The organism is Alcaligenes nematophilus, assembly GCF_026344155.1.
Lineage (GTDB): Bacteria > Pseudomonadota > Gammaproteobacteria > Burkholderiales > Burkholderiaceae_B > Alcaligenes > Alcaligenes phenolicus.
In genome coordinates, this window is record NZ_JAPKMZ010000005.1 from 30,894 (window position 1) to 57,164 (window position 26,271).

Here is a 26,271-nt window from a genome sequence, read left to right on the forward strand (position 1 = left end):
CTAGTTGTTGGGATTGAAGTTTTTGCCAAGCGATGCAGGCATATTCAACCTGATCCAGTTAGCGTTTCGGGAAATTAAAACCAGCACAATAATCGTGGCCAGATACGGCATCATGGCCAGCAATTGCGAGGCTACCGGAACACCCAGAGCCTGCGCATGATAGGTCAGGATCGTGACCCCACCAAACAAGTAAGCGCCCAGCATGACGCGCCAGGGACGCCAAGTTGCAAACGTCGTCAGCGCCAACGCAATCCAGCCGCGCCCGGCAACCATATTCTCGACCCACATGGGCGTGTAAACCAGACAGATGAAGGCACCGGCCAGACCGCAGCAGGCACCACCAAACATCAAGGCACCCAGGCGAATGTAGCGCACGTTGTAGCCCAGCGAGTGCGCCGAGGCAGGCGATTCACCCACCGCGCGCAGCACCAGACCGGAGCGGGTACGAGTCAGGAACCAGGCCACGGCAATACACAGCACCCAGGACACATAGACCATGTAATGCTGCTGGAAAAAAGCAGGCCCGATCAGGGGAATATCTTTCAGCACGGGAATGGACAGCTTGGTCACGACCAGGGAGTTGCCGGTAAAGGGCAAGCCAATATAGGCCGAGGCCCCTACCCCGAATAAGGACAGGGCCAAACCACAAGCCACCTGATTCGCGCCCAGCCAGACGGTCAGCCAGGCAAAGGCGGCTGCCATGACCATGCCAACCACCGCGCCCAGCACAAAGCCCAAAGCAGGGCTACCGGTTTGCACGGCCACCGCAAAGCCCACAATGGCCGCCATCAGCATCATGCCTTCCGAGCCCAGATTGATGACGCCCGACTTTTCATTAATCAGCAAACCCAAGGCTGCCAGGAGCAAAGGGGTGCCTGCGTTGATGGTTGCGGCGAGCAAAGGTGCAATCGCGTCCATTACTTTCTCCAGACCAAACGCTTGGTGATGAGCACGTCACAAGCCAACAAGGAAAACAAGAGGATGCCCTGGAAAATGCCAGTAATCGCATTGGGCAAGCCCAAACGACTTTGGGCCAATTCCCCACCGATATAGAGCAAGGACATCACAAAAGAGGAAAAAATCAGTCCCAGCGGGTGCAGTCGCCCCACAAAGGCCACAATAATGGCCGCAAAACCATAGCCGGGAGAAATCGAAGGAGTCAGTTGCCCAACCGGGCCCATGACTTCCGCTGCACCAGCCAGACCGGCCAATGCCCCCGAAATCAGCAAGGAACTCCACAAGGCTTTACGGGAGGAAAAACCGGCGTAGCGAGCAGCCAATGGGGCCATACCCCCCACGCGCAAGCGAAAACCGGCCATGCTGCGTGTCAGGAAAAGCCAGGCCGCCACCGACGCGATCACTGCCAGCACAATACCGCTATGCAAGCGCGTGCCGGGCAAGACCGCGGGCAACAAAAAGCCGTCCGAGAACAGGCTGGACTGCGGAAAACCAAAGCCATCGGGATCGCGCAAGGCACCGTGTACCAGATAGCTGAGCAAGTGCTGGGCCACATAGACCAGCATCAGGGACACCAGAATCTCGTTGGCATTGAAGCGATCTTTCAGGAAAGCCACGATAGCAGCCCAGGCCATGCCGCCCAGCATACCGCAGGCCAAAGCCACGGTAATCAGGAAAAAACCACCGTTATCGCCATCGTCCACTTGCAGAATAAAGGCCCCGGCTGCCAAGGCGCCCATCACCAACTGCCCTTCCGCCCCGATGTTGAAAATATTGGCTCTAAAACAGATGGCCAGACCGACCGAGATCAGCAGCAAGGGCACCAGTTTGACGCCCACCTCAGCCCAACCATTCAGGTCACGCAAAGGCTCCAGAAAAAATACGTTCAAGCCCGCCAGAGGGTTCTTGCCCAGCGACCAGAACAAGGTTCCGGCGACCACCATGGTCAGCAAGACAGCCAGCAAAGGGGAGCACCAGGCCATCAAGGTAGAGGGCGTGGCACGAGTCTCAAGCCTGAGCATGTTCACCCTCCTCCCACAAACCGCTCATCCATTGCCCAATCTGATCAACACTGGCTTGCGCCACGGGAATAGAGGGAGACATACGACCTTTGGAGATAACAATCAGGCGATCGGCAATCGCAAACAATTCATCCAGCTCTTCAGAGATGACCAGCAAGGCACAGCCCGCATCGCGCAGGGCCAGCAGCTCGGCGTGGATCTGGGCGGCAGCCCCTACGTCCACCCCCCAGGTTGGCTGGGCAATCACCAGAATGCGAGGCTGACGGGTGACCTCACGGCCAATAATGTATTTTTGCAGATTCCCGCCTGATAGGCTGTTGGCAGCGGCCTGCTCGTTGGAAGTCTTGACGCGGAAACGCTTGATAATCCCGCCTGCCAGACGGCGAATGCTGGGAAAACGCAGAAAACCGCGCTTCACCGTTTCCGGGTTCTGATGAGACAGCAGCAGGTTCTGAGCCAATGACAATTCCGGCACAGCACCGCGTCCCAAGCGTTCTTCAGGTACGAAGCCCATGCCCTGATCTCGTCGCCAAGCCGCATCGCATTGGGCAATCGCCTGACCATCCAGCAAAATCATGTCTGCCCGTGCGCGGGTATCTTCACCTGACAAGGCAGCCAGTAACTCCTGCTGACCATTACCGGAAATACCGGCCACCCCCAGAATTTCGCCCTGGTGCAGATCAAAACTGACATCCTGCAATTCACAGGCAAAAGGATGGGATTTGCTTAACTGCAGATTACGCACCTGCAAGAGCGTCCCGCCTTGTTGCATGCTGCGCTCACCCAGAGACTGAGGCTCGGCACCAATCATCAGGCGCGACAGGCTGGCCGTGGTTTCTTCGCGAGGGTCGCAATAGCCGGTGACCTTGCCCATACGCATGACCGTACAGGCATTGCACAGCTCACGGATTTCATCGAGCTTGTGGCTGATATAGACAATGCTGCAACCCTCAGCAGCCAGTTGACGCAAAGTGCCAAACAAGCGGCGTACTGCCTGTGGGGTCAATACCGAGGTTGGCTCATCCAGAATCAGCAGCTTGGGCTTGCCCAGCAAGGCACGCACAATTTCAACCCGCTGGCATTCGCCCACGGACAAAGTATGGATATGACGTTGGGGGTCCAGATCCAGACCATATTGACTGGCCGTTTCACTAATTCGACCAGCCAGCTCCTGCATATTGGTCGAAGCAGGCAGACCCAATGCAATGTTTTCCGTGACAGTCAGGGTGTCAAACAAGGAAAAATGCTGGAACACCATACCGATGCCCAACTGTCGGGCCGCCGCCGGACTGCTGATCTGGACGGGCTGGCCGTCCCACAGAATCTGGCCCTGATCGGGTTTGACCACACCGTAGATGATCTTCATCAAGGTGGATTTACCCGCGCCATTCTCCCCCAGCACGGCATGAATCTGCCCCGGCAGGATAGAGAGGGAAATATTGTCGTTGGCTACCACCGCCGGATAGGCCTTGGTGATATTGCGAAGTTCCAGGCGTGGCACAGCCTTGGGGTCTACGGATACCGTTTGCTCACCGGACTCAGAAGAATGGCCCACGGGAGACGATAGGGTCATGGCTGTATCAGCAAAAAAGTATAAAACGCCCGAGCAAGCGCATCATGGCCTGCTCAGACGTGCAAAAAGGAAGGAAAACCTAGGGCTTAACGCTTGCCCAGGGCTTGCTCGATTTTCTTGTCAGTTTTGTATTGGCTAAGAGAATATACCGCCCAAATAGCGGCCGGTATCCATCCAATGACGGTCAACTGCAAAATCAGGCAAATAATGCCCGCTACAGGCCGACCGATCGTGAAAAAGACCAACCAGGGCAGGAGCAGTGCGATCAATAAGCGCATGAGAACACTCAATTTAGTGAGGAATGGGCGCTATTTTACCCTTTATTGACCGACTGAATCATTTGTGCGCAAACCAGCAAGACCTGCGGCCCGACTCAGGCAAGCTGAGCCGGGCCGCAGCCTGAAACCAGGATTTACAGCAATTCTTTGCGTAATTGCGCAGGCGATTTAGGCGACAACAGGCCAGGAGCCACGTCCAGCACGGACTGGGCACCGATTTGACCTTGCTGGTTCATGCGGTAAGCCGCACGCGCATAGGCAACCAGCACACTGGAGGTAAATTCCGGGTTGCTGCCCAGGTTCAAGGCGTATTCAACCACTTGTTGCGAACCCGCGCCGGACTGACCGCTACGAATCACAAAACCACCGTGTGGCATGGCCGCGTGATCGCGTGCCAGGGTTTCAGCGTCAATGAAGTTGACTTCCGTGTCGTAGTCCGCGAAGTAATCGGGCATGGTCACAATGGCTTCACGTACGGCGTCGGCGCTGGCGCCCTCTTCCAGGACCACAAAGCACTGACGCTTGTGTTTTTCACGGGTGCTCAGCTCGGGCTGCTCCCCGTTGCGCACACGCTGTACCGCTGCTTCGATAGGCAAGGTGTATTGCACACCACCGGCTACACCGGCCACACGGCGGATGGCATCGGAGTGGCCTTGGCTCAAGCCTTTGCCCCAGAAGGTGTACGTCTGGCCAACAGGCAAGACACACTCGCCATACAAGCGATTCAGCGAGAACAGGCCTGGATCCCAGCCCACCGCGATCAAGGCGGTCGTGCCTGCGCCTTTGGCGGCGGCATCCACGGCTTCGTAGTATTCAGGGATACGGGCGTGGGTATCAAAGCTGTCTACCGTTGTGAACCAGCGGGCCAAGGCCGGGCCTTGTTCGGGCAGGTCATTTTTAGAGCCACCACAGAGAATCAGCACGTCAATATCATTGCGGTACTGTTCGATCTGGTCCAGGGCGCGCACGGGCACGCCTGCACTTTGCAGACGCAGGGAAGCAGGGTCACGACGAGTAAAAACGCTGACCAGCTCCATGTCCGGGTTTTGTGCCAGGGCCAGCTCTACGCCTCGCCCTAAATTGCCGTAACCTGCAATACCGACACGGATTTTGCTACTCATGGTGTTTTCCTTAAAACTGATAAATAAGTGCTGTCAGAACTGCTGCGCTCTGAATCAACTGGCTTAGTCGCTGATCATACGGGCGGCAAAGCCCATGAACAGCAGCCCCACCGAGCCATTGCCCATCCGGGACAGACGCTGATGGCGTCGGAAAATTCCTGCCAGGCGATCTCCGCCAAAAATCAGCAAAGACAAATAACAAATGCTGATCAGTTCCACCACCAGGCCCAGCAACATAAAGGCCAGGCCCGTGTGACCTTTGGACGGGTCCACAAATTGCACGAAGAAGGACAGGAAGAACAAGATGGCCTTGGGGTTCAACAAACTCAGGAGCAAGGCCTTGCGAAAGCGGGTTTCGTGACGCAAGCGCGTGTCCACAGACTGAACCGGGCCGCCTTGCCTGAAGGCCGACTGTAACAGCCGCACACCCAAATACAGCAAATAGGCAGCCCCCAGCCAGCGTATGCCCATATACAACATGGGCAGCGTCTTGAGCAGCGAGGCAGCGCCCAGGGCCGTCAGCGTCATCAAAATGCCGTCGCCCACGACCACGCCCAAGGCTGCTTTATAGCCTTCGCGCACGCCATGTCCGGCGCCACTGGCCAGGACGTATAAAGAATTGGGTCCGGGCAAAAGCACGATAAACACCGTACCCACCACAAAGGCCCAGAAATTGACAATACCGATTTGTTCGAACACGCCGGCCTCGCTAAACGCAGCAGAATCCGCAATTTTAGCGCTAAAAAAATGCCCCTGGCACGGGTGGAATGCCAGGGGCGATCAGGTCAATTTGTAAGGTCTACGCTGCCGGACTGACTCGGCTACGCATTACCAGACCTGATGGACTACGCAGTCGCAAGTTCCTGGGTCTGGAACTGCTCCTGTTTCATGGTGCCTTCTTGCTGGAAACGAACGTGCCAGGACAAGGCCTCTTCCAAAATGTGGGGCGTATGACCGCCACGTTGGCTGGCGCGCTCAAGATAGTCCAGCAAAGCAGGACGGTAGTCGGGGTGGGCACATTTTTCGATGATGACGCGGGCACGTTCACGAGGAGCCAAACCGCGCAAATCAGCCAGGCCCCATTCGGAGACCAGCACGGCCACATCATGCTCGCAGTGGTCGACGTGCGACACCATAGGCACCACACTGGAGATGGCGCCATCCTTGGCGACGGACTTGCTGACAAAAATGGACAGGTGCGCATTACGGGCGAAGTCGCCGGAACCGCCAATGCCATTCATCATATGGGTGCCACAGACGTGCGTGGAGTTCACGTTGCCGTAGATATCAAATTCCAGGGCGGTGTTGATCGCGATAATGCCCAGACGACGCACCAGCTCAGGGTGATTGCTAATTTCCTGTGGACGCAGCACCAGCTTGTCGCGGTAGTTTTCCAGGCCTTCCAGGAACTGCGCCATCTTGGGAGCAGACAGCGTCAAGGACGAAGCCGAGGCAAAGCTCAGTTGGCCGGAGTCCAACATGGCAATCGCGCTGTCCTGCAAGACTTCCGAGTACATCTTCAGGTCGGTGAAGGGAGAATCCAGCAGGCCGTAAGTGACGGCATTGGCAATCGTACCGATTCCCACCTGCAAGGGCAGCAAGGAGTGGCTCATACGGCCAGCGTCTACTTCGCCTTTCAGGAATTCAATAATGTGCCCGGCAATTGCCTGGGTTTCTTCATCAGGTGGCAGCACGCTGGAGGGGCTGTCCAAAGCATCGGTCACCACAATACCCACGATGCGGGAAGGATCCACCTGAATGGCGGTGGTACCAATACGCTGGTCCACATCCGTCAGTTCAATAGGCTGACGGTTGGGGCGAGCCTCGGGCACATAGATATCGTGCAAGCCTTCCATTTCCACTGGCATGCTCAGGTTCAGCTCAACAATGATTTGTTTGGCTTGCTGGGCAAAACTGGCCGAATTACCTACCGATGTTGTCGGCACAATTGCGCCGGTTTCAGTAATGGCAACCGCTTCAATGACAGCGATGTCGATGGCGGGCAGGTTGCCCGAACGCATGTGCTCCACCGTCAGGGACAAGTGCTGATCGGTAAACAGGACCTTGCCTTCATTAATATGACGGCGCAGCACCGAGTCCACTTGAAACGGCGAGCGGCGGGCCAGCACACCGGCCTCGGCCATCATGCCGTCGCTATCATTACCCAGCGAAGCGCCGGTAACCACATTCAGTTTTAATTGCTCGGTCTGGGCGCGCTCGGCCAATGCACGAGGCATGACCTTACAGTCCCCTGCACGGGTAAAACCGCTCATCCCGACATTCATCCCGTCTTTGAAGAAGGCGACTGCCTCCTGAGCGGTCATGACTTTGCCTTCCAATTCGGGGGAACGAATGCGATCCTTGAACATCGTGTGCTCCTGTCTCTGTGTCATTGATCTACCTGTTGTTGCTTTCGGAAGGAGCCAGGGCCGAAAGCGCCAGGCGAAATCTTCACGCAACAGAACGACATCACGCTTTAAAAATAGGGGCTGTACAAGCCGGAGATAAAAAGCCGAAATCGCCCTGACAACAGGCGTTTATGTTTTTTGAACAAAGCCAGCATAGCATCGCCATAATGAATAAAATAACTCCTAAGAAGTCGTAAAAGTCATAAACAAAAGGCCTGCCAATCATGGACATCCGATCCTTGCGATACTTCATTGAAACCGTTAAACATCAAAGCTTTACGCAAGCTGCGCAGAGCCTGAACGTGACGCAATCGACCATCAGCAAGATGGTGAAGCAGCTGGAAGATGAGCTGGGCGAGCCCCTACTGATTCGTGATCACCGTCAATTACAGCTGACTGATTGTGGCAAGGTGGTGCTGGAGCGGGGGCAGGAAGTTCTGCAGAGCATGCAGGGCTTGCTGCGAGAGGTTCACGAAGTTCAGGCCTTGCAACGCGGCCGCCTGGATCTGGGTATTCCGCCCATGATTAATGTGCTGTTTACGGAAGTGCTCAAGACCTTCAAAAACCGGCATCCGCAGATCGAGTTGATTCTGCATGAAGAAACCGGCATGGGGATTGAGCGCATGGTTGCGGCGGGCACGGTTGAAATGGGGCTGAGTATTCTGCCTTTGGGGCCCGAGCTGAATGTGTCGGCTACCCCCGTGGCCAAGCATGCGGTTTGGGCGATTGGCCATAAAGATACGCTGGCCGGTGCGCAAAAGAAGATCAAGCTACGGGAGTTGGAAAAGCATCCTTTGATTTTCCTGGGCGAAGACTATGCCCTGACCCGTATGTTGCGGCGTGCTTTCGCCCATGCGGGCTTGCGGGCGAATATTGCTGCCCAGAGCAATCAATGGGATTGGGTGGCTTCCATGGCACAGGCGGGAATGGGAGTCGCTTTGTTGCCCCAGCCGTTTCTTTCTCGGCTGGAACCGGGGGATTGGGTTGCCAAAGAAGTAGTGGAACCGGCCTTGAACTGGGAAGTAGCACTGCTGTGGAATGGGCGGTATCTGTCGCAGGCGGCCAGAGCATGGCTACAGGTCTGTGCGGATGTATTGGGCGGGAACTGGCCTGAGCTTGAAGGGGATTTATAGCAGGACTATTTATTAGCCCTTGAATACTCATCGTGTACTCGACACTAGGCCAAGGCCGGCCCAATCGCATTGAATTGCTATGTACATGCAGGAGCATGTCTTTCTTATGTGACGTCGCTTCGGTTTGGAAGAGCCTGGATTAATGCATAGACAATCTCTGTAAAGCACCACTGCTGCGGCCTGCAGGGGCGCCGGGCTTGACCACTTGCCGACGCTACGCGTCGGTACCCTTGTCAGAAAGACAGGACGGGCGCATTCTGAACTCGCGCGATAGCTCGTCCCCCGGACGAGCTATAAGCGTCGCGCTCAAACAGCAGAATGCTTGCATCCCGTCCTGTCTTTCTGCCCGCGGCAAGTAGTCTGAATCGCCCCGCGCCCCTGCAGGCCGCAGCAGTGGTTTATAGCGTCAGCAAGCATTAAGCCAACTTCTAAGCCTGAGACGGTGTATGCAGTGAGGAAGTATTTACATGTAGAGCTGAATCACAAATCAGCATCAGCACATTCAAATTAGAGCAAGATGATCATGATTGGCCACTGCATTAAAAAATATGTGGGCGGGTAGGTGCTTAGTTGCCAGACAAGCAGATCGACTGACAAGTAAACACGAAGAAATAAATGGACAGACAGCCAAATAGGCAAGCAGACAGGAAGGAAGGAAGGAAGGTAGGTAGGTAGGTAGGTAGGTAGGTAGATAGACCAACAGAAAACAAAAAACCCCGCCAATTTAGCGTCCATCAACAGCTAGTTGGCAGGCTCATGACCATCTGCTCAGAACACATCACAAACCGCCAGTTGTCTCCACATGGAACGTAGGAAATCAAATACCTCTTTTGTTCCACATCCCTGCCAATTTCTCGTACATGAAACGACTGAAAAATCGCGCCATCTCATGCATCGAGCCGCTCAAGCCGTCTGCCCCTGCCTCGGGGCGATTCAGACTGCTTGCCGCGGGCTGTTCTGGAATCCGGGATGCAAGCCCTGTGCTGTTTGAGCGGGACGCTTGTACTTGGTCCGGGGGACCAAGTACGCCGCGAGTTCACAGGGCGCCCGGATTCCAGAACAGACAAGGGCACCGGTGCGCAGCACCGGCAAGTAGTCAAGCCCCGAGGCAGGGGCAGACGGCTTGAGCGGCGTCTTTCCTGAGACGACTTTTCTCAAAGAACGGGATCTATGCTGAAGCACTCCTGATACACAACAACTACTTATTGCCCCACCCACAGACAAAAAAAAGAGCCACCCCAAACAGGGTGGCCCTCTTGAACAGCCAGGTCCAACAATCAGAAATAATTAAGCAGTCACTTTCTCTGCAACCGGCTCTTCAACTTCAGCCGAACTACGGATCAGGTAATCAAAAGCGCTCAACGCAGCCTTGGCACCTTCACCAGCAGCAATCACGATCTGCTTGAAAGGAACGGTCGTTACGTCACCAGCGGCAAACACACCAGCCAGCGAAGTCGCACCGCGAGCATCAACCTCGATCTCGCCATGACGCGACAGCCCCACATCGCTGCCCTTCAACCATTCCGTGTTGGGCACCAGACCAATCTGAACAAATACACCATCCAGCTTCAGGCTCTTGGCTTCCTGAGTAGCACGGTCCAGGTAATTCAGACCCACCACCTTGGTGCCATCACCCAGAACTTCAGTGGTCTGAGCCTGCATGATGATCGTCACATTAGGCAAGCTGCGCAGCTTGGTCTGCAAGACCTGGTCAGCACGCAAGGCATCACCGAACTCGATCAAGGTAACGTGCTTGACCAAACCAGCCAGGTCAATTGCCGCCTCAACGCCGGAGTTACCACCGCCAACCACCGCCACATCCTTGCCCTTGAACAAAGGACCATCACAGTGCGGGCAGTACGCCACACCACGGTTACGGTAATCCTGCTCACCAGGCACATTCAGTTCGCGCCAGCGGGCACCAGTAGCCAGAATCACGGACTTGGCCTTGAGCTGAGCACCGCCATCCACATCCACAATGACCTGCTTGCCTTCACGGCGAATGCCTTGGGCACGATGCAGATTCATGATGTCCACATCGTAGGCTTTGACGTGCTGCTCCAGCGCCGTTGCAAACGCAGGACCATTGGTCTCAACCACCGAGATGTAGTTCTCGATAGACATGGTGTCCAGAACCTGACCACCAAAACGCTCGGCCAATACACCCGTACGAATACCCTTGCGAGCGGCGTACACAGCAGCGGCAGCACCTGCAGGACCACCACCCACAATCAGCACATCAAACTCGTCCTTGGCATTCAAGGCTTCGGCACGAGCCGAGTTATCGCCCGTATCCAGTTTGGCCAGCAACTCTTCAGCACTGGCACGGCCTTGATGGAACATTTCGCCATTCAAGAACACAGCCGGAACCGACATGATGTTGCGCTGCTGAACCTCGTCCTGGAACAGGGCACCGTCAATCGCCACGTGCTTGATACGTGGGTTGATCACGGACATGGCGTTCAAGGCCTGCACCACGTCAGGACAGTTCTGGCACGACAGCGAGAAATACGTTTCAAAAACAAAGTCGCCGGGCAGATTACGGATCTGCTCAATCACAGCGGCATCCAGTTTGATCTCGTGGCCACCCACTTGCAGCAGGGCCAGGATCAAAGAGGTAAATTCATGTCCCATCGGGATACCCGCAAAGCTCACGCTAATGTCGGTACCGGGACGATTAATTTGGAAGGAAGGCTTGCGCTCTTGCGCATCCGCATCTTCGCGATAGCTGGTCTTGTCGGACAGACCATCAATTTCCTGCAACAGTTCGCGCAGCTCGACGGACTTGGCGCCAGTATCCAGCGTCGCAACGATCTCGATCGGTTGCGTGATCTTCTCGAGGTATGCCTTCAATTGAGTTTTGATGTTTGCATCTAACATGTGAAACGCCCTTTATCCTGTACTGAACGAAACAACTTGAGGTGCCTGAACCGGTCAGGCACCGGGGTGGCGGCGCAGCGCGCCGACCACCGCTAAAGACCCGTGTTTAAAAGGTCTTAGATCTTGCCAACCAGATCCAGGGAAGGAGTCAGCGTCTTGGCGCCTTCTTCCCATTTAGCTGGGCAAACTTCACCGGGGTGAGCGGCGATGTACTGAGCAGCTTTAACTTTGCGCAGCAGTTCGGAAGCCACACGGCCGATACCGTTGTCGTGGATTTCCAGGACCTTGATTTCGCCTTCTGGGTTCACCACGAACGTACCGCGCAGAGCGATACCTTCCTCTTCGATCAGCACGTCAAAGTTGCGCGACAGCTGATGAGTTGGGTCACCGATCATTGGGTAGTTAACTTTGCTGATGGCTTCCGAAGTGTCGTGCCATGCTTTGTGAGCAAAGTGAGTGTCGGTGGACACCGAGTAAATTTCTACGCCCATTTTCTGGAATTCGGCGTAGTGGTCAGCCAGGTCTTCCAGTTCGGTTGGGCAAACAAACGTGAAGTCGGCTGGGTAAAAAACGAAAACAGCCCACTTACCGGCAACGGTTTCGTTGCTGACTTCGATAAATTTGCCGTTGTGAAAAGCTTGTGCTTTAAAAGGTTTGATGACGGTGTTGATCAAAGACATATTTGCTCCGGTGAGTGATTAATCATTGACAGTAAAGCCATTATAGGAAGCCACTGCCGATTAGTAAAATTGATTAATGCAATAACGTTCATTGCTATTAGCTATCGCGCGTCGCATAAAAACTTCTTTCTATGCGTCGCACAGACTTATGCTAACAGAGCTAGATGACAGTGCAACTATCAGCGTTCAAGCTATAAGGCTACTTCGCTGGGCACGGGGCTGGAGGACTGCTTGGCGTTGAACAAACAACGGGCAAAATCCTGCCAAAACTGCGCATCGTCGCCTAAAGAAACATTAATACGCATATATGTAGATGGTTGCTGTTGCGGGGAAAACAAGGCCCCCGGCACCAATAAATGCCCTGGTCGCCCCAAAGCACGCACCAGACTTTCCGTATCCACACCCGTATCCACCCAGACAAACATGCCCGCCTGGGGTGGTGCGTCCGGCGCCAGGCCTACATGCGCCAATTGCTCCAGGGTTTTATGCCTGTCGGCGTTGGCGTGACGGCGCAACCGCTCCAGGTGTTTGCGATAGGGTCCATCTACCAGCACCCGGTGAATGACCCGCTCACCCAGCTCCGGTGACGTCAGCCCTGCCAGCATTTTCAGATTCACCAAAGACTGCAGCAGTTCAGGAGCTGCTGCCATATAAGCCACCCGCAAACCAGCTGCCATGACTTTGGAATAGCCGCCCACCAATGTCACCCGGTTCAGTTGATCCAATTGCGCTAGACGGCAGGCAGGATTGGCGTGCAGCTCGCTATAGGTATCGTCTTCAATAATGTGAAAGTCCCAGGTCTGGGCCAAAGTCAGAATGCTGTGCGCCACCGCCGGACTCAAACTAAAGCCGGTGGGGTTATGCACCACGGTATTCAAAATGACCAGACGTGGACGATGCTCGCGCGCCAGTTGTTCCAGTACCGCCAGGTCCGGGCCATCTGCGCGGCGTGGCACACTCAGCACTCGCACATCCACCACCGCCAGGCGAGCAAACAAGAGATACCAGGCCGGATCTTCCACAACAACCGCATCACCAGGCCGTAGCCAATGGCGCAGAAGCAAATCCAGCGCCTGCGTAACACCACTGCACAATAAAAGCTGCGTATCAGGATCTGCCTGTATGCCGCTATCTTCCAGCTGTCCCGCAATGTGCTGACGCAAGGGCCGGTAGCCATGCGAATGCCCATAGCCCAGCAAGTTGGAGCCGGCGCTACGGCTGACCTGCCGCAAGGCCGCCAGAATCATCTCGTTATCCAGCCACTGACTGGGAATGCCCGCGCTGTCGCTATGCCCCATGAAACTGTTCAACATCCAGTTCACATCTATTTTGCGCGGCTCATTCTTTTCTACATGCAGGGATTCGGAACGCAGGCGTCGAGGGCTGCGCACCCGCACAAAGAAACCGGAACCGGGCCGGGACTCCACCAAGCCCAAGGCCATCAACTTGTCGTACGCGGCCACAACAGTATGCGTACTGACCCCGGCAGACTGCGCCAACCGGCGCACAGAGGGTAAGCGACTGCCGCCCCGATACCGCAAATGCAGGGCCTGCTGCACCCAGGCGACCAGTTGATCGCTAAGTGTCACGTCCGAACCGCGCACGGGCTGCCAATCCAACCATTCCATGATGCTGAGCTCCAAGCGAGAAAACCGACTGTAGCGGAAGTTTGACCAGTACAGCTTGACCGACTGATTGATGAACTGTATCGCAACTGTATTGTTTATTTATTTTAAGCTCAAAGCTGTGATAAACCTATTTCTTATCCGTGGTGATTTTCATGAGCCGCAGCACTAGTCTTCCCATGCCCAGTACCGCCCCAGCATTGCTGATCTATCTCTACGCTTTTATCGGGGTTACCGTCTTTGCCTTCACCTTGCCCATGACACGGCTGGCGGTGCAAAGCTTTGACCCTTGGCTGGTCGGAATGGCACGAGCCAGTATCGCGGGGGTGTTTGCGGCCATCATCTTGCTGGCGACCCGCAGCCGTCGCCCCACGGCGTCGGAATGGCGCGGCATCGCCCTGTCCTGTACGGGTGTAATCGTAGGCTGGCCCGTGTTTTCCTCGATTGCCATGCAGACCGTGCCTTCCTCGCACGGGGCCGTATTGAGCGGGCTGATTCCTTTGGCAACCGCCATTGTTGCCTCCGCCCGTAGCGGTGAACCCTTGAGCCGTCGCTTCTGGATGCTGAGCCTGCTGGGTGCCATCCTGGTGCTGCTCTACGCTTTCTATATCGGTGAAGGCGCCCTGCAAACCGGCGATATCTGGTTGGCTCTGGCGGTATTCATGTCTGGCGTAGGCTATGCCGAAGGGGGGCGTGTTGCCCGTACCCTGGGTGGCTGGCGCACCATCTGCTGGTGCCTGGCAGCCAGCTTGCCGCTGACCATTCCTGCCACCTTGTGGCTGACTTTTCCCATGACAGAAATGCCCTCTTCCCAATCTGTCATGGCTCTGCTCTACCTGGCCCTGTTCTCTTCCTTGCTGGGTTTCTTCCCCTGGTACAAGGCCATGGCCATGGGTGGTGTGGCCCGTATTGGTCAGGTACAACTGGCCCAACCCTTCCTGACCGTACTGATTTCGGCAGTATGGTTAAGCGAGCAAGTGGACTTGCTGACCTGGCTGTCCTGCATCGTCATCATCGCCATTATTGCCGCCAGCCGACGGGCCTGAAAACACAATGACAAGGCGGCTAAATACAGCAAGGGCATATTCACCTAACTAATACTTCGTTCCCAGCGAGGGCTCGCGCAAGCACACTGGCTCATCACTTCATGAACCATGTAAAGGCGATAGCGCGGCCCACGTGACTCCGTTTTGAGCAGGGCCGGTACTGGTATTGCCGCAAGGACATCTGATCATGCCCGCCCAAGCCCCTGCCGCGCTTGCCCTGAGCGCCCGGCCACTGATGCTGTGGAAACAGCTGCGCGACGATCTGCAATATATCGCGCGCGAACACACGGATGCCGTTCTGGCCAGTTCTCTGGCTGCGGAAGACATGGTGTTGTTTCATGCCATGTCCATCTACACCCCCGAGCTGCAAACCGTCACCCTGGATACTGGTCGTCTGCACGAAGAGACCTTGCAGCTGGGGCGGGACATCCAGCAACACTACGAACGCCCTATCCTGTTTTTTCACCCGGATCCGGACCGGGTGCAGGAACACGTCAGCGCTCATGGCACACACGCTTTTTACGAAAGTGTGGAGCTACGCAAGGAATGCTGCGCGATCCGTAAGGTAGAGCCACTGCGTCGTGCCTTGCAAGGCCGATCAGCCTGGATTACCGGTCAGCGCCGCGAACAAACAGCCAGCCGCACCGAACTGTCCAGCAAGGAATACGACAGCGTCTTTGGACTGCAGAAATTCAATCCCTTGATCGAATGGACTCAGGACGATGTCTGGGCCGTGATCCGTGGCTTGAGCATCCCCTACAACCCGCTGCACGACCAGGGCTACCCCTCCATAGGTTGCGAGCCCTGTACGCGCGCCATTCGCCCCGGTGAGGACGTGCGCGCCGGGCGCTGGTGGTGGGAACAGCGCGACAGCCTGGAATGCGGCCTGCATGCCAGCAATCTGAATAGCAGTGTCAACACCTGAAGGAACCCCATGGGCGAACCACTCTCTACCCGTACTCATCTGGACTGGCTGGAAGCCGAGGCCATTTTTATTCTGCGTGAAATCGCGGCTGAAGCTGAAAAACCCGTGCTGCTGTTCTCCGGCGGCAAGGACTCCGCTGTGCTGCTGCAATTGGCCCAGAAAGCCTTTGCGCCCGGCCCGCTGCCGTTTCCCTTGATGCATGTGGACACCGGCCACAATTACCCGGAAGTGATCGAATTTCGGGATCGCCGCGCCGCCGAGCTGAACGCCGAACTGATTGTGCGCAGCGTGGAGGATTCCATCGCGCGCGGCACCGTGGTGCTGCGCAATGAAACCGCCAGCCGCAACGGGGCCCAAGCCGTCACCTTGCTGGAAGCGATTGCCGAGTTTGGCTTTGATGCCTGTTTCGGTGGCGCCCGCCGTGATGAAGAAAAAGCCCGCGCTAAAGAGCGCATCGTGTCTTTTCGCGACGAATTCGGCCAATGGGACCCCAAAGCGCAACGCCCCGAGCTGTGGCACTTGTTCAATACCCGTATTCACAAGGGCGAGAACCTGCGCGTCTTCCCGATTTCCAACTGGACCGAGCTGGACGTGTGGCAATACATCCAGCGTGAGGCCATTGATCTGCCATCCATCTACTACACCCACTCGCGCGAAGTGGTGGAGCGTCAGGGGCTGATCGTACCCATCACGCCATTGACTCCCTTGCTGGATGGGGAAACCTCCGAATGGCGCGATGTGCGTTTCCGCACCGTAGGCGATATTTCCTGCACCTGCCCGGTGCTCTCTACCGCCGCGTCCGTGCAAGACATTATTGCTGAGACCGCCTTGGCCACTATTACCGAGCGTGGTGCGACCCGCATGGATGACCAGACGTCCGAAGCCTCCATGGAACACCGCAAGAAACAAGGATATTTCTAATGAACACAGTCAATGACGCCTGGCTGCAGGCTGCCGATCAAGGCGTGCTACGCCTGATTACCGCTGGCTCCGTGGACGACGGAAAATCCACCTTGATTGGCCGCTTGCTGGTAGACAGCCAGGGCGTGTTTGCCGACCAGATTGCGGCCATCCAGCGCTCCAAATACAAGCGTGGCGAGGACGCCGAACCCGATCTGGCCCTGCTGACCGACGGCCTGGAAGCCGAGCGCGAACAAGGCATCACGATTGACGTGGCCTATCGCTACTTCGCGACCCCCAAACGCAAATTCATCGTGGCCGATACCCCCGGTCACGAGCAGTACACCCGCAACATGATTACGGGCGCCTCCACCGCCCAGGCCGCCATCATTCTGATTGATGCGCACCGCGCCAAGGACGGTGAACTGCTGACCCAGACCAAGCGCCACAGCACCGTTGCCAAGCTGCTGGGCCTACGCCATATCGTGGTGGCGGTGAACAAGATGGACCTGGTCGATTGGGACCAAGCCGTGTTCGACCGTATCCATGAAGCCTATCGCCAACTGGCTACCCAGCTGGGGATTGAACACTTTCATATCATTCCGCTCTCGGCCCTGAAGGGCGAGAACATCACCCAGGCTTCGCCACACACGCCTTGGTATCAAGGCTTGCCGCTGTTGCCTTTACTGGAATCGCTGGATCTGCGCGAGAACATTCAGCGCCCTGCCCGTCTATTTGTGCAATGGGTGGCGCGGCATGGCGGCAGCCGTGCTGATGGCTTCCGTGGCTACGCCGGTCAGCTCAGTGGCGGCCGCATCCAGGTGGGCGATAGCGTTCAGGTATGGCCTAGCGGAAAAACGGCGGTGATCACACAGCTGTTTCGCGCGGGCACAGAACAAACTTCTGTCAGCGACGGGGACGCCGTGACTGTAGTGCTGGATCGTGAACTGGACATTTCACGGGGCGATTTGCTGACACTGGCCCATGAAGGAGTAAGCACCAGCAAACACTTTGATGCGCAGCTGTGCTGGCTGGACGAGCAGGCCTTGAACACCACCCGCTCTTACTGGTTAAAACAAGGCACACGCCTGACCCAAGCCAAGGTGCAAGCCGTTCATGCCTTGCGCGATGTACATAGCCTGCAAGAGCAGCAAGCCACTGGCAGCTTATCCCTGAATGATATTGGTCGTGTCAGTCTGGTCAGCCGTGACCCGCTGGTGCTGGACGATTATCAGGATCACTCCAGCACGGGCTCCTTTATCTTGATCGACCCCAGCACGAACCAGACCGTGGCTGCCGGTCTGGTTCAAAAAACCGCCTAAAAACGTGTAGCGGGCCTACTGTTTGGCACGCACCAAGGCGAGGGACTGTTCAGCAATGATCAGTTCCTCGTTGGTTGGAATCACCAATACACGCACGGCACTGCTGTCGGTAGAAATCACGGTTTCCCCTGCCTGATTACGAGCCGGATCAATCTCCACCCCCATCCACTCCAGGTGCTTGGCGATGCCTGCCCGAATAGACGGGCTGTGCTCGCCAATCCCCGCCGTGAAGACCAAGGTGTCCAGCCCCTTCAAGGCAACGCACAAGCCCGCCAGATTCTCTGCCGTGTGATAGCAGAAGTACTGCACCGCCAGCTTGGCACGAGGATCATCGGAAGCTTCCAGCGCTCGCATATCCGCTTGATCGCCGGACAAGCCTTTCAGGCCGGATTGGGTGTAGAGCACGGACTGGATCTCGTCGTGCTCCATGCCCTGCTCCAGCATCCACAGCACGACACCGGCATCCAGACGCCCCGGACGAGTCCCCATAGGCAAGCCGTCCAGCGCCGTAAAGCCCATAGTGGTGTGAACGCTGCGGCCTTCTTTCAAGGCGCAAGCCGATGCACCTGAACCCAGATGGGCAACGACGACGCGCCCGTCAGCCAGTTCGGGAATTTCGCGACGCAGGTGCTGGGAAATATAGTGATAGGACAAGCCATGGAAACCGTAGCGGCGCACGCCCTGTTCAAAGAACCGACCAGGCAAGGCAAAGTGCTGCAAATGCGGGGCATGTCCTTGATGGAAGGCCGTATCCAGACACGCTACCTGGAAGATCTCCGGGTAGTGCTCGAAGATCACGCGAACAGGAGCCAGATTGTTCTGCTGATGCAGTGGTGCCAAAGGTGACAGGCTGTCCAGATACTCCAGCACCTGCGGGGTCAAGGGAACGCTGCTGTCGTAGCGGGCGCCCCCGTGCACAATACGGTGGCCAACGGCAATAGGCCGACCATCCACATGCTCCAGCAGCCAGCGCGCCACCAAAGCCTGCGCTGTATGCAGGTCCTTGGCCTGCTCGCCATCCAGATCCTGCTTGACCATGGATTGGCCCTGGGCATCTTTAACTTTGAAGGCTGGCTGGCTACTGCCAATGCCCGAAACCTGACCGCCAAACTCAAAATCCAGATGGTCGCCCGGCTGGACCTTGTACATATGAAACTTCAGGCTGGAGCTGCCTGCGTTAATGACCAGAATCTGCTCGCTCATTAGTGCGCAGCCTCCACAGCAACTTTACGTTCCAGATAGCCCGCGTAAAGGCTGGCAACGGCGCAAGAGGCCATACGGGTCTGGGCGCTATCGGCTCGGCTGGTCAGAATGATAGGCACACGAGCCCCCATCACGATACCGGCAGCCTGGGCGCCGGACAGGAAGGTCAGATTTTTGGCCAGCATATTGCCGGCCTCCAGATCGGGGGCCACCAGAATCTGCGCCTTGCCCGCAACGGGCGACACAATTCCTTTGATGCGCGCCGCCTCGGGGCTGATAGCGTTATCCAGCGCCAAGGGGCCGTCCAGCACACCGCCCGTAATCTGGCCGCGATCAGCCATCTTGCACAAGGCCGCCGCTTCCAGCGTGGTCGGGATTTTTTCGGTCACTTGCTCGACCGCAGACAGGATGGCGACCAACGGTTTGCCCAAGCCCAGGCCGTGGTGCAGATCAATGGCGTTTTGCACAATATCCGCTTTGGTGCTCAGATCGGGGAAAATATTGATGGCACCGTCCGTCACAAACAAGGGCTCCGGATAGCTGGGCACATCCATGATGAAAACATGGCTCAAACGGCGACCAGTCCGCAAGCCCTTGCCCTGGGTGCACAGCACGGCCTGAATCAGCTCATCCGTATGCAGGCTGCCTTTCATCAGCAACTGGGCACGGCCGGCCAGCACTTCCTCTACGGCTCGCTCTGCCGAGGCATGGCTGTGGGGGGTATCAATCAAGGTGACCCCTTCCAGGCTTAAACCATGCTCTGCCGCTACGGAATGCAAACGGGCCTGCGGGCCAACCAGCACGATCTCGAACAGGCCTTGGGCCCGTGCCTGCAAGGCGGCTCCAAGGGACACATCATCGCAGGGATGAGCCACCACACAAATTCGACTGTGCTCTTTGCGAGCTTGCTCGATCAATCGGGAATAATGACTGGAAGGCCCAGTGCGATCCACGGCGGCCGTATCCGGGCCAGCAGGGTGATTCATGATAGAAGACTCCTTGGAGATGAACGAAGGCTAACCCAACACTAAACCATTTATCCAAGCGTGTGTCTTTGATTGCGAACAGGGAAACTTCAATATTTCGCTCTTTATTCTTTCCAGACCATGAAGAATGAAGCATAAAGATTAAATATTAAAAAAATCCGGTTTAGCCAAATGCAAACCGGATTTTTATTTCCGTGGTGGCTTATTCGTCCCGAACCACCGCAATCTGAGCGTATCCAGGATCAGCCACCTAGGTCTAATTAAAGGCCAAGATCACTCAAACCCGGATGCTCATCGGGGCGCCGCCCCAAGGGCCAACGGAACTTGCGTTCGGATTCTGTAATGGCCACATCATTAATGCTGGCATGGCGCACCGCCATATAGCCATGCTCGTCAAATTCCCAATTTTCATTTCCGTAACTGCGCCACCACTGACCGTATTCATCTTGCCATTCATAAGCAAAGCGCACGGCAATTCTATTTTCCTGCCAGGCCCAGATTTCTTTAATCAAGCGGTATTCACGCTCTTTTTGCCATTTGCGTTCTAAAAAAGATTGAACCTGATCTCGCCCCTGCGGAAACTCGCTGCGATTGCGCCAGCGCGTATCCACGGTATATGCCTGCGAAACCTTGACCGGGTCACGACTATTCCAGGCATCCTCGGCGGCACGCACTTTCTGGCGGGCACTCTCCAGATCGAAAGGTGGCAAGGGAGGACGTGTATCCATAGTGGTCTCCTAGAAAACAAGAGTGGACCAGACAGTCTAGCGGCAAAACGTAAGCAGTCTCTTACTGGCCGGTATCGGCCCAGGCGGCCTGTTCAAATCCCGCGACCAGAAAATCGATAAAAGCTTGCACACGAGCCGAGCGCGAGCGGCCCGGAGGCGTCAGCAGATGCAAGGTCAGGCTGGGCAAATCCCATTGCGGTAACACGATTTCCAACTGGCCTTGCTCGACCATATCGCCCAGCAGGAATTGAGGCAGCACGCTAAGCCCCAGGCCCTCAAGCAAGGGTGGGATCAGGGCCTGGGCATTGTTGACTTGCAAAGCACAGGGCACGGTTTGGGAGTAATACTCCTGCCCTTGCTGAAAGCGCCAGACACTGCCGCGTCGCTCGTAGGCGTAGCGCAGGCTCATGTGCTGAGCCAGGTCGCTGGGGTGTGAGGGTCTGCCGTACTTGGCCAGGTAACTGGGGGCGGCAACCAGCCGCAGGCGCAAATTGCACAGACGGCGCACCAGAAGGCTGGAATCATCCATGGTCGAGATACGCAAGGCCATGTCGAAACCTTGTTCCACGATGTTCACCTGAGCGTCGTTAAAGTGCAGATCCAGCAGCACGGCCGGGTGCTTTTCCATGAAGGCGGGCAGCAAAGGGGCCAGATTCTCCAGCCCGAAGGACATGGGGGCAGCAATCTTGATACGTCCCTGCAGGCTTTCTTTCTGGTCGCGTGCCAGGGCTTCCGCGTTTTGTCCGGCAGCTAGAACGGCTTGGGCCTGTTCCAGGCTGGCCTGCCCGGTTTCTGTCAGGGACAGGCGTCGGGAGGTACGGTGGAACAGGGACACATGCAGCTGTTTTTCCAGCCGGGTGATTGCCTTGGAGACAGTAGGTTGTGACAGGCCCAGAACTTCGGCTGCCTGGGCAAAGGAGCCGGTTTCCGCCACAGTGGCAAAGATGGCCCAGGCTTGTAGATCCGGTAATGTTTTCATGTCGTTTTTGGAATGAATTCTATGCTATTGATTCTATTTTATTCAATCAGCAAGACGCCTAGAATTCTTTTTAGTATCCAATATTAAGGAGCGCATCATGATTGAACATCGGCCTTTTAATGAACTGGGCGGCGCCAACCACGGCTGGCTGGACGCCAAGCACCATTTTTCTTTTGCTAATTACTACGATCCCGCTCGCATGAGCTGGGGTGCCCTGCGTGTCTGGAATGACGACACGATTGCGTCCAACACCGGGTTTCCACCTCACGATCATGCCGATATGGAGATCATTACGTATGTGCGTGAAGGGGCGATCAGCCACCAGGACAGTTTGGGCAATAAGGGTCGTACTGAAGCCGGTGATGTGCAGGTGATGAGTGCCGGCACGGGTATTCGCCATGCGGAGTACAACCTGGAAAGCGGGACGACACGGATCTTCCAGATCTGGATTCAGCCAGAGCGTCGTGGTTTACCGCCAGCCTGGGGGGCCAAGCCTTTCCCCAAGGATGGGCGTTCGGGGCAGTTTGTCGCTCTGGCCAGTGGTTTTGAAGGTGACGCAGAGGCTTTGCCGATTCGTGCCCAGGCCCGTGTGCTGGGAGCGACCTTGAAGAAAGGTCAAAGCACGACTCTGTCTTTGCCTGCCGAGCATCTGGCTTATCTGGTGCCTGCCACAGGGCGGGTTTCGGTAAATGGTCTGGAGTTGAATGCCCGTGATGGGGCGGCGATTCGCAATGAAACGACGCTGGAAATTCAGGCGCTGGAGGATGCGGAGCTGGTGCTGGTTGAGACGGCGCAGTAATTGCGGAAGGGCTGTTTTGAAGATGGGGGGGGCCGTTTGAGCGCTCCCCCCGCTTCTTTTTGCTGTTCTGGTGCTCTGAAAATAAACGCAGGTAAGAGAAGATATATGTCTTTTTAAGGTCATATGTCAGCTCGGAAATTAAACAACCCAATAGAACGCTTGGGTTGCCTTGCCGTTTGCTGGCGTAATGTTGTTTGTTCAGTACTCCACCTTGGCAGAAAGACGCCACTTGGAGCCCTGCCTGGGTGTCCGGGCTGAGCACTTGCCGGTGCTGCGCACCGGTGCCCTTGTCAGGAGATAGCTACGGGCGCACCCTGAACTCCCGGGGTGGTTCGTCCCCCGGACGAACCACAAGCGCCCCGGTCAAACAACAGGGCGCTTGCATCCCTACGCTATCTCCTGACCGCAGCAAGTACTCTGAATCGCCCCGACACCCAGGCAGGGCTCCAAGTGGCTGGCATCATGAGCAATTTAAGGGCGAAACGTAACTGTGATGCCGCTATATGAGCTAATTGATGATGGATTCAGGGGTATTTTTCGTGGCTCAATTTCCTGCCATGAAAAATACAGTTGGAGGTGGGCTGTCTCAACTGTCTGTTTTCGGTGTGGTTTTGAAAAGTATTCCTGATTTTTTGTTTAGCTTAGGTAAACAATCCTTCCCCTTGTCTGTCCTTCTCATTCTGCGCAGCCTTCCCTTAACGGAAACCGGCTCATAAAGCAGATCAAAACTTCTTCTTTTCTCTGATTAAACTGTTTGTTCTCAATCGATAAGCGTCTGCCCTGCAGCAATATCGTTACAATTGTTGTAACGCCAGTTTTCAACTCTTCTTAATGCACGCGAACACACCGTGTCCTCTCCCAACCAGTATTTCGTTCTGATCGTCCCTGCCTGCGCGGCATTGCTGGGCATCGCGATGATTTACTGCTGGAGCCGTCTACGCGATCACCGTTACCTGCTCTGGATTGCCTCGGGGTATATCTCCACGGCTATTCCTATGGGGATCCATAGCCTGATGCCCAATGAGCAACTCGCCCGCTGGACTCTGCCCTTGTCGGCTATGTATTTATATGGTGTCTGGGCTTTGTCTCATGGGGTCGCTTTACGTTTTGGCGGACGTGCTCATCCCAGATTGGCTGGAGCAATCGTCCTCGTCACGCTGGGGCTGCTTTTTTATTTTTCCCAGATTGATGATGATCTCTGGCTGCGTTTACAAATTCTGAACTGGGGCCTGGCCTTGTTGGTTGCTTTGCCCATCAAGTCGATCTTGTCCGGCAGGTCACGCACGATTCCTTTGGCAACGCTGTTGCGGGCCTCTTACCTGACAGCCTTGCTTTATGCCTTTGTTCGTGTATTTGCGCTGGCCACACTGATCCCTCGCGAGATGCAGCCAGAGCTGACCCGCTCCGGTTTTTGGCTCTTGATGCTGGCGACCAATATGTTCATCAGCATTTGGGTCGCGCTGGCTATTTTGACCAGTACGGCCATGTCGATTGTGCAGACGCTGGATCATGAGCGCAGCCGGGACCCTTTGACCCGTTTGTTGAACCGTCGTGCTTTTTTCGAGCAGGTCAAAAAACGGCTGGAGCTGTATGGACATAGCGGCTGGGCGGTCATGACCTGCGATCTGGACCACTTCAAGATGGTCAATGACACCTGGGGCCATGTGGCGGGCGATCGGGCCTTGAAGGAATTCGGGGCCTTACTGGCTCGCACGGTTCGCCAGGACGATTTGGCAGCCCGCTTTGGGGGCGAGGAGTTTGTCTTGCTGATACGCAGCACCAGCTTGCATACCGCCGTGCTGGTTGCCGAGCGTTTGCGCAGCAGTGTGATGAATCTGCATATCCCCGCCACGGCGCATACGCTGACGGCCAGTTTCGGTGTGGTTCAGCTAAACAGCAATGGCGACATCAACCAGGCCATTGAGCAAGCTGACCGGCTTTTGTACGAAGCCAAGCATGCTGGCCGCAACAAGGTCGTTTGGAAGGCGTCCTGAGTTATTCCTCCTGCTTGCTGATACCCTTACAGTCTCTTTTTTCAAGACAGCCCCGTTAGAGGCTGATTGATAGGACTATCACAGCAAAAGCCGGGGGCGTTCACGCCTCCCCAGGAGACCCCATGTCACTTACCGAACTTAGCGCCAGCGAACTGCTGGCAGGTCTGGAAAAAAGCCAGTTCAGCGCCCGTGAGATTGCCGACGAGCTGCTCAAGCAATCACAAGAAATGGCCCATTTGGGCGGTCTGGCACATTTGGATTCAGAGCTGTTTTACCAGCAGGCCGATCAGTCTGACGCACGCCGCGCCCGTGGCGAAGCCTTGGCGCTGGACGGTGTGCCTTTGGTGATGAAAGACAACCTGAACACCACGGACATGCCCACCACGTCCAGCACCGGCGCCCTGCAAGGTCGCGTGCCGCTGAAAGATGCAGATGTAGTCGCACAATTGCGCAAGGCCGGTGCCGTGCTGCCCGCCAAGTCCGTGATGCACGAACTGGCTTTTGGGATTACGACCAATAACGCCACTACGGGCCCCAGTCGCAACCCTTATGATCCAAGCCGTATTCCCGGCGGCTCTTCCGGTGGCACTGCAACGGTTGTGGCAGCTCGTCAGTTCCCGGCTGGCCTGGGCACGGATACGGGCGCTTCGGTGCGTTTACCTGCCGCGCTTTGCGGCCTGTACGGTTTCCGTCCTACAGTGGGCCGTTATTCAGGCCAGGGCATTGTGCCTTTGTCCCCTACCCGCGATACAGCAGGCCCCATGACTCGCAGTCTGGCTGACATCAGCTTGCTGGACAGCCTGCTCTGCCAGAAGGCCCCTACTGTGATTGCCACTCCTTCCTTGAAGGAACTGCGTCTGGGCGTACCCCGTGACAGCTTCTGGAAGGATATGGATGCCGGTGTGGCCGACGTGACCCTGGCATTTCTGGATGATTTGCAAAAAGCCGGTGTCACGCTGGTCGATGTAGACCTGTCTCCGGTTCTGAAGATCAATGCCCGCGTCGGCATGCCGATTGTGCTGTATGAAACCTTGCAGAACCTGCCTTTGTACCTGGCCGAAAACAAGTACGACATTAGCTTGGACGAGTTGATTGCTGGCATTCACAGCCCCGATGTGAAAGAGATTTTCGACGCCATTACGGGCGACTACACCATCAGCCAGGAAGCCTACGAAGAAGCGCTGAATGTAGACCGCCCCCTGATGCAACAGGCCTATGCAGACCTGCTGCGCCAGTCCAATGTCAGTGGCTTGATCTTCCCGACCAGCCCGCTGACCGCCTGCCCGATTGGCGATGATGAAACCACCATGATGAACGGCAAGGCAGTACCTACCTTCAACACTTACATCTCGCGTACCGACCTGGGTTCGAACCTGGGCGCACCGGGCATTTCCTTGCCTATCGGCCTGTCGGGTGGTCTGCCAGTGGGGATATTGATTGAGGCCGATATCGGTGCAGATGATCAGTTGCTGGCTCTGTGTCGTGCGATTGATCCTTTGCTGCCAACGACACCGGCACCGGATTTGGGCAAACGGGCTTAAACGACGTAAAGACGGATTAAGCAATCTGCAGGCTACTGCACCAGGCTGAATAACTCGCCACATCCAAATGCCATCAGCCCAACAAGAAACAGGCCGAATTCCTAGGGAAATCGGCCTGTTTTTTTGATGAGGCTCCTCACGAAGGCGTCATGCGCCCGGGTCCGTATTACC

The 26,271-nt window shown here is 56.2% G+C and carries 23 protein-coding genes; 9 read left to right on the forward strand and 14 right to left on the reverse strand.

The features are described 5' to 3' along the window. From OSH04_RS13860 to OSH04_RS13890, 7 genes are all read right to left on the reverse strand, one after another. Window positions 1-918 carry an ABC transporter permease gene (locus OSH04_RS13860; protein ID WP_009454860.1) on the reverse strand — a complete coding sequence of 306 codons (918 nt, stop codon included), beginning with the start codon at window positions 916-918 and terminating at the stop codon, window positions 1-3. Continuing rightward, entirely contained in the window at window positions 918-1,979 is a 1,062-nt protein-coding gene (locus OSH04_RS13865) for an ABC transporter permease (protein WP_026485492.1), read from the reverse strand. The genes OSH04_RS13860 and OSH04_RS13865 overlap by 1 nt, the downstream gene beginning before the upstream one ends. Next, complete coding sequence (locus tag OSH04_RS13870; RefSeq protein ID WP_266108700.1) at window positions 1,966-3,552, reverse strand: ABC transporter ATP-binding protein; 1,587 nt, start codon at window positions 3,550-3,552, stop codon at window positions 1,966-1,968. Before OSH04_RS13870 ends, OSH04_RS13865 begins: the two co-directional genes overlap by 14 nt. 86 nt (window positions 3,553-3,638) lie before the next feature. After that, complete coding sequence (locus OSH04_RS13875) at window positions 3,639-3,830, reverse strand: YqaE/Pmp3 family membrane protein (protein ID WP_009454854.1); 192 nt, start codon at window positions 3,828-3,830, stop codon at window positions 3,639-3,641. A 134-nt stretch (window positions 3,831-3,964) separates the two neighbouring features. Beyond that, window positions 3,965-4,951, reverse strand: a complete 987-nt coding sequence (locus OSH04_RS13880) for a diaminopimelate dehydrogenase (RefSeq protein ID WP_009454851.1) — start codon at window positions 4,949-4,951, stop codon at window positions 3,965-3,967. 63 nt (window positions 4,952-5,014) lie between these two features. Next, entirely contained in the window at window positions 5,015-5,650 is a 636-nt protein-coding gene (leuE, locus tag OSH04_RS13885) for a leucine efflux protein LeuE (RefSeq protein WP_026485490.1), read from the reverse strand. A gap of 146 nt (window positions 5,651-5,796) precedes the next feature. Further along, complete coding sequence (locus OSH04_RS13890; RefSeq protein WP_060186617.1) at window positions 5,797-7,320, reverse strand: acetyl-CoA hydrolase/transferase family protein; 1,524 nt, start codon at window positions 7,318-7,320, stop codon at window positions 5,797-5,799. A 263-nt stretch (window positions 7,321-7,583) separates the two neighbouring features. Between OSH04_RS13890 and OSH04_RS13895 the strand changes: the two genes are divergently transcribed. Then, a complete protein-coding gene (locus OSH04_RS13895; RefSeq protein WP_083054460.1) occupies window positions 7,584-8,492 on the forward strand; it encodes a LysR family transcriptional regulator in 909 nt (302 codons plus the stop codon). A gap of 1,287 nt (window positions 8,493-9,779) precedes the next feature. Here the strand turns inward: OSH04_RS13895 and ahpF are convergent. From ahpF to OSH04_RS13910, 3 genes are all read right to left on the reverse strand, one after another. Beyond that, the gene (gene ahpF / locus OSH04_RS13900; RefSeq protein ID WP_026485487.1) at window positions 9,780-11,372 is read right to left on the reverse strand and encodes an alkyl hydroperoxide reductase subunit F; all 1,593 of its coding nucleotides are present in this window, start codon (window positions 11,370-11,372) and stop codon (window positions 9,780-9,782) included. Between the two features lie 116 nt (window positions 11,373-11,488). Further along, entirely contained in the window at window positions 11,489-12,052 is a 564-nt protein-coding gene (ahpC, locus tag OSH04_RS13905) for an alkyl hydroperoxide reductase subunit C (RefSeq protein WP_009454841.1), read from the reverse strand. 191 nt (window positions 12,053-12,243) lie between these two features. Beyond that, window positions 12,244-13,680 (reverse strand): aminotransferase-like domain-containing protein, encoded by a 1,437-nt coding sequence (locus OSH04_RS13910; protein ID WP_083054464.1) that lies wholly within the window; start codon window positions 13,678-13,680, stop codon window positions 12,244-12,246. Window positions 13,681-13,832: 152 nt separating this feature from the next. Between OSH04_RS13910 and OSH04_RS13915 the strand changes: the two genes are divergently transcribed. From OSH04_RS13915 to OSH04_RS13930, 4 genes are all read left to right on the forward strand, one after another. Next, window positions 13,833-14,723: a DMT family transporter gene (locus tag OSH04_RS13915; protein ID WP_226349426.1), complete on the forward strand. Its 891-nt coding sequence runs from the start codon at window positions 13,833-13,835 to the stop codon at window positions 14,721-14,723. Window positions 14,724-14,910: 187 nt separating this feature from the next. Continuing rightward, a complete protein-coding gene (locus OSH04_RS13920) occupies window positions 14,911-15,648 on the forward strand; it encodes a phosphoadenylyl-sulfate reductase (protein WP_035273336.1) in 738 nt (245 codons plus the stop codon). A gap of 9 nt (window positions 15,649-15,657) precedes the next feature. Beyond that, the gene (cysD, locus tag OSH04_RS13925) at window positions 15,658-16,569 is read left to right on the forward strand and encodes a sulfate adenylyltransferase subunit CysD (RefSeq protein WP_009454833.1); all 912 of its coding nucleotides are present in this window, start codon (window positions 15,658-15,660) and stop codon (window positions 16,567-16,569) included. Continuing rightward, window positions 16,569-17,870 (forward strand): sulfate adenylyltransferase subunit 1, encoded by a 1,302-nt coding sequence (locus OSH04_RS13930; RefSeq protein ID WP_266108704.1) that lies wholly within the window; start codon window positions 16,569-16,571, stop codon window positions 17,868-17,870. The genes cysD and OSH04_RS13930 overlap by 1 nt, the downstream gene beginning before the upstream one ends. A 15-nt stretch (window positions 17,871-17,885) precedes the next feature. On the opposite strand, the gene OSH04_RS13935 is transcribed toward OSH04_RS13930, so the two are convergent. The 4 genes from OSH04_RS13935 to OSH04_RS13950 all read right to left on the reverse strand — a co-directional run bounded on the left by OSH04_RS13935 (window position 17,886) and on the right by OSH04_RS13950 (window position 21,766). Continuing rightward, a complete protein-coding gene (locus OSH04_RS13935) occupies window positions 17,886-19,073 on the reverse strand; it encodes an acetate/propionate family kinase (RefSeq protein WP_115634351.1) in 1,188 nt (395 codons plus the stop codon). Continuing rightward, entirely contained in the window at window positions 19,073-20,059 is a 987-nt protein-coding gene (locus tag OSH04_RS13940) for a phosphate acetyltransferase (RefSeq protein ID WP_009454816.1), read from the reverse strand. The genes OSH04_RS13935 and OSH04_RS13940 overlap by 1 nt, the downstream gene beginning before the upstream one ends. Window positions 20,060-20,319: 260 nt before the next feature. Beyond that, window positions 20,320-20,787: a nuclear transport factor 2 family protein gene (locus tag OSH04_RS13945; RefSeq protein WP_266108706.1), complete on the reverse strand. Its 468-nt coding sequence runs from the start codon at window positions 20,785-20,787 to the stop codon at window positions 20,320-20,322. Between the two features lie 61 nt (window positions 20,788-20,848). Then, window positions 20,849-21,766, reverse strand: a complete 918-nt coding sequence (locus OSH04_RS13950; RefSeq protein WP_266108707.1) for a LysR family transcriptional regulator — start codon at window positions 21,764-21,766, stop codon at window positions 20,849-20,851. A 97-nt stretch (window positions 21,767-21,863) separates the two neighbouring features. Between OSH04_RS13950 and OSH04_RS13955 the strand changes: the two genes are divergently transcribed. The 4 genes from OSH04_RS13955 (at window position 21,864) to iaaH (ending at window position 26,100) form a co-directional block, all read left to right on the forward strand. Next, window positions 21,864-22,565 (forward strand): pirin family protein, encoded by a 702-nt coding sequence (locus OSH04_RS13955; RefSeq protein ID WP_060186610.1) that lies wholly within the window; start codon window positions 21,864-21,866, stop codon window positions 22,563-22,565. Window positions 22,566-23,080: 515 nt separating this feature from the next. Beyond that, a complete protein-coding gene (locus OSH04_RS13960) occupies window positions 23,081-23,281 on the forward strand; it encodes a hypothetical protein (RefSeq protein WP_009454811.1) in 201 nt (66 codons plus the stop codon). A 132-nt stretch (window positions 23,282-23,413) separates the two neighbouring features. Further along, window positions 23,414-24,559: a GGDEF domain-containing protein gene (locus OSH04_RS13965; RefSeq protein WP_035273354.1), complete on the forward strand. Its 1,146-nt coding sequence runs from the start codon at window positions 23,414-23,416 to the stop codon at window positions 24,557-24,559. Between the two features lie 122 nt (window positions 24,560-24,681). After that, window positions 24,682-26,100: an indoleacetamide hydrolase gene (iaaH, locus tag OSH04_RS13970; RefSeq protein WP_266108708.1), complete on the forward strand. Its 1,419-nt coding sequence runs from the start codon at window positions 24,682-24,684 to the stop codon at window positions 26,098-26,100. Window positions 26,101-26,271 lie beyond the last annotated feature (171 nt).

Excerpts from the sequence above, each read along its gene's own strand:
- OSH04_RS13860 (WP_009454860.1), bottom strand. The coding sequence starts at position 918 with ATGGACGCGATTGCACCTTTGCTCGCCGCAACCATCAACGCAGGCACC.
- OSH04_RS13865 (WP_026485492.1), bottom strand. The coding sequence starts at position 1,979 with ATGCTCAGGCTTGAGACTCGTGCCACGCCCTCTACCTTGATGGCCTGG.
- OSH04_RS13870 (WP_266108700.1), bottom strand. The coding sequence starts at position 3,552 with ATGACCCTATCGTCTCCCGTGGGCCATTCTTCTGAGTCCGGTGAGCAA.
- OSH04_RS13875 (WP_009454854.1), bottom strand. The coding sequence starts at position 3,830 with ATGCGCTTATTGATCGCACTGCTCCTGCCCTGGTTGGTCTTTTTCACG.
- OSH04_RS13880 (WP_009454851.1), bottom strand. The coding sequence starts at position 4,951 with ATGAGTAGCAAAATCCGTGTCGGTATTGCAGGTTACGGCAATTTAGGG.
- OSH04_RS13890 (WP_060186617.1), bottom strand. The coding sequence starts at position 7,320 with ATGTTCAAGGATCGCATTCGTTCCCCCGAATTGGAAGGCAAAGTCATG.
- OSH04_RS13895 (WP_083054460.1), top strand. The coding sequence starts at position 7,584 with ATGGACATCCGATCCTTGCGATACTTCATTGAAACCGTTAAACATCAA.
- ahpF (WP_026485487.1), bottom strand. The coding sequence starts at position 11,372 with ATGTTAGATGCAAACATCAAAACTCAATTGAAGGCATACCTCGAGAAG.
- ahpC (WP_009454841.1), bottom strand. The coding sequence starts at position 12,052 with ATGTCTTTGATCAACACCGTCATCAAACCTTTTAAAGCACAAGCTTTT.
- OSH04_RS13910 (WP_083054464.1), bottom strand. The coding sequence starts at position 13,680 with ATGGAATGGTTGGATTGGCAGCCCGTGCGCGGTTCGGACGTGACACTT.
- OSH04_RS13915 (WP_226349426.1), top strand. The coding sequence starts at position 13,833 with ATGAGCCGCAGCACTAGTCTTCCCATGCCCAGTACCGCCCCAGCATTG.
- OSH04_RS13920 (WP_035273336.1), top strand. The coding sequence starts at position 14,911 with ATGCCCGCCCAAGCCCCTGCCGCGCTTGCCCTGAGCGCCCGGCCACTG.
- cysD (WP_009454833.1), top strand. The coding sequence starts at position 15,658 with ATGGGCGAACCACTCTCTACCCGTACTCATCTGGACTGGCTGGAAGCC.
- OSH04_RS13930 (WP_266108704.1), top strand. The coding sequence starts at position 16,569 with ATGAACACAGTCAATGACGCCTGGCTGCAGGCTGCCGATCAAGGCGTG.
- OSH04_RS13935 (WP_115634351.1), bottom strand. The coding sequence starts at position 19,073 with ATGAGCGAGCAGATTCTGGTCATTAACGCAGGCAGCTCCAGCCTGAAG.
- OSH04_RS13940 (WP_009454816.1), bottom strand. The coding sequence starts at position 20,059 with ATGAATCACCCTGCTGGCCCGGATACGGCCGCCGTGGATCGCACTGGG.
- OSH04_RS13945 (WP_266108706.1), bottom strand. The coding sequence starts at position 20,787 with ATGGATACACGTCCTCCCTTGCCACCTTTCGATCTGGAGAGTGCCCGC.
- OSH04_RS13950 (WP_266108707.1), bottom strand. The coding sequence starts at position 21,766 with ATGAAAACATTACCGGATCTACAAGCCTGGGCCATCTTTGCCACTGTG.
- OSH04_RS13955 (WP_060186610.1), top strand. The coding sequence starts at position 21,864 with ATGATTGAACATCGGCCTTTTAATGAACTGGGCGGCGCCAACCACGGC.
- OSH04_RS13960 (WP_009454811.1), top strand. The coding sequence starts at position 23,081 with ATGATGGATTCAGGGGTATTTTTCGTGGCTCAATTTCCTGCCATGAAA.
- iaaH (WP_266108708.1), top strand. The coding sequence starts at position 24,682 with ATGTCACTTACCGAACTTAGCGCCAGCGAACTGCTGGCAGGTCTGGAA.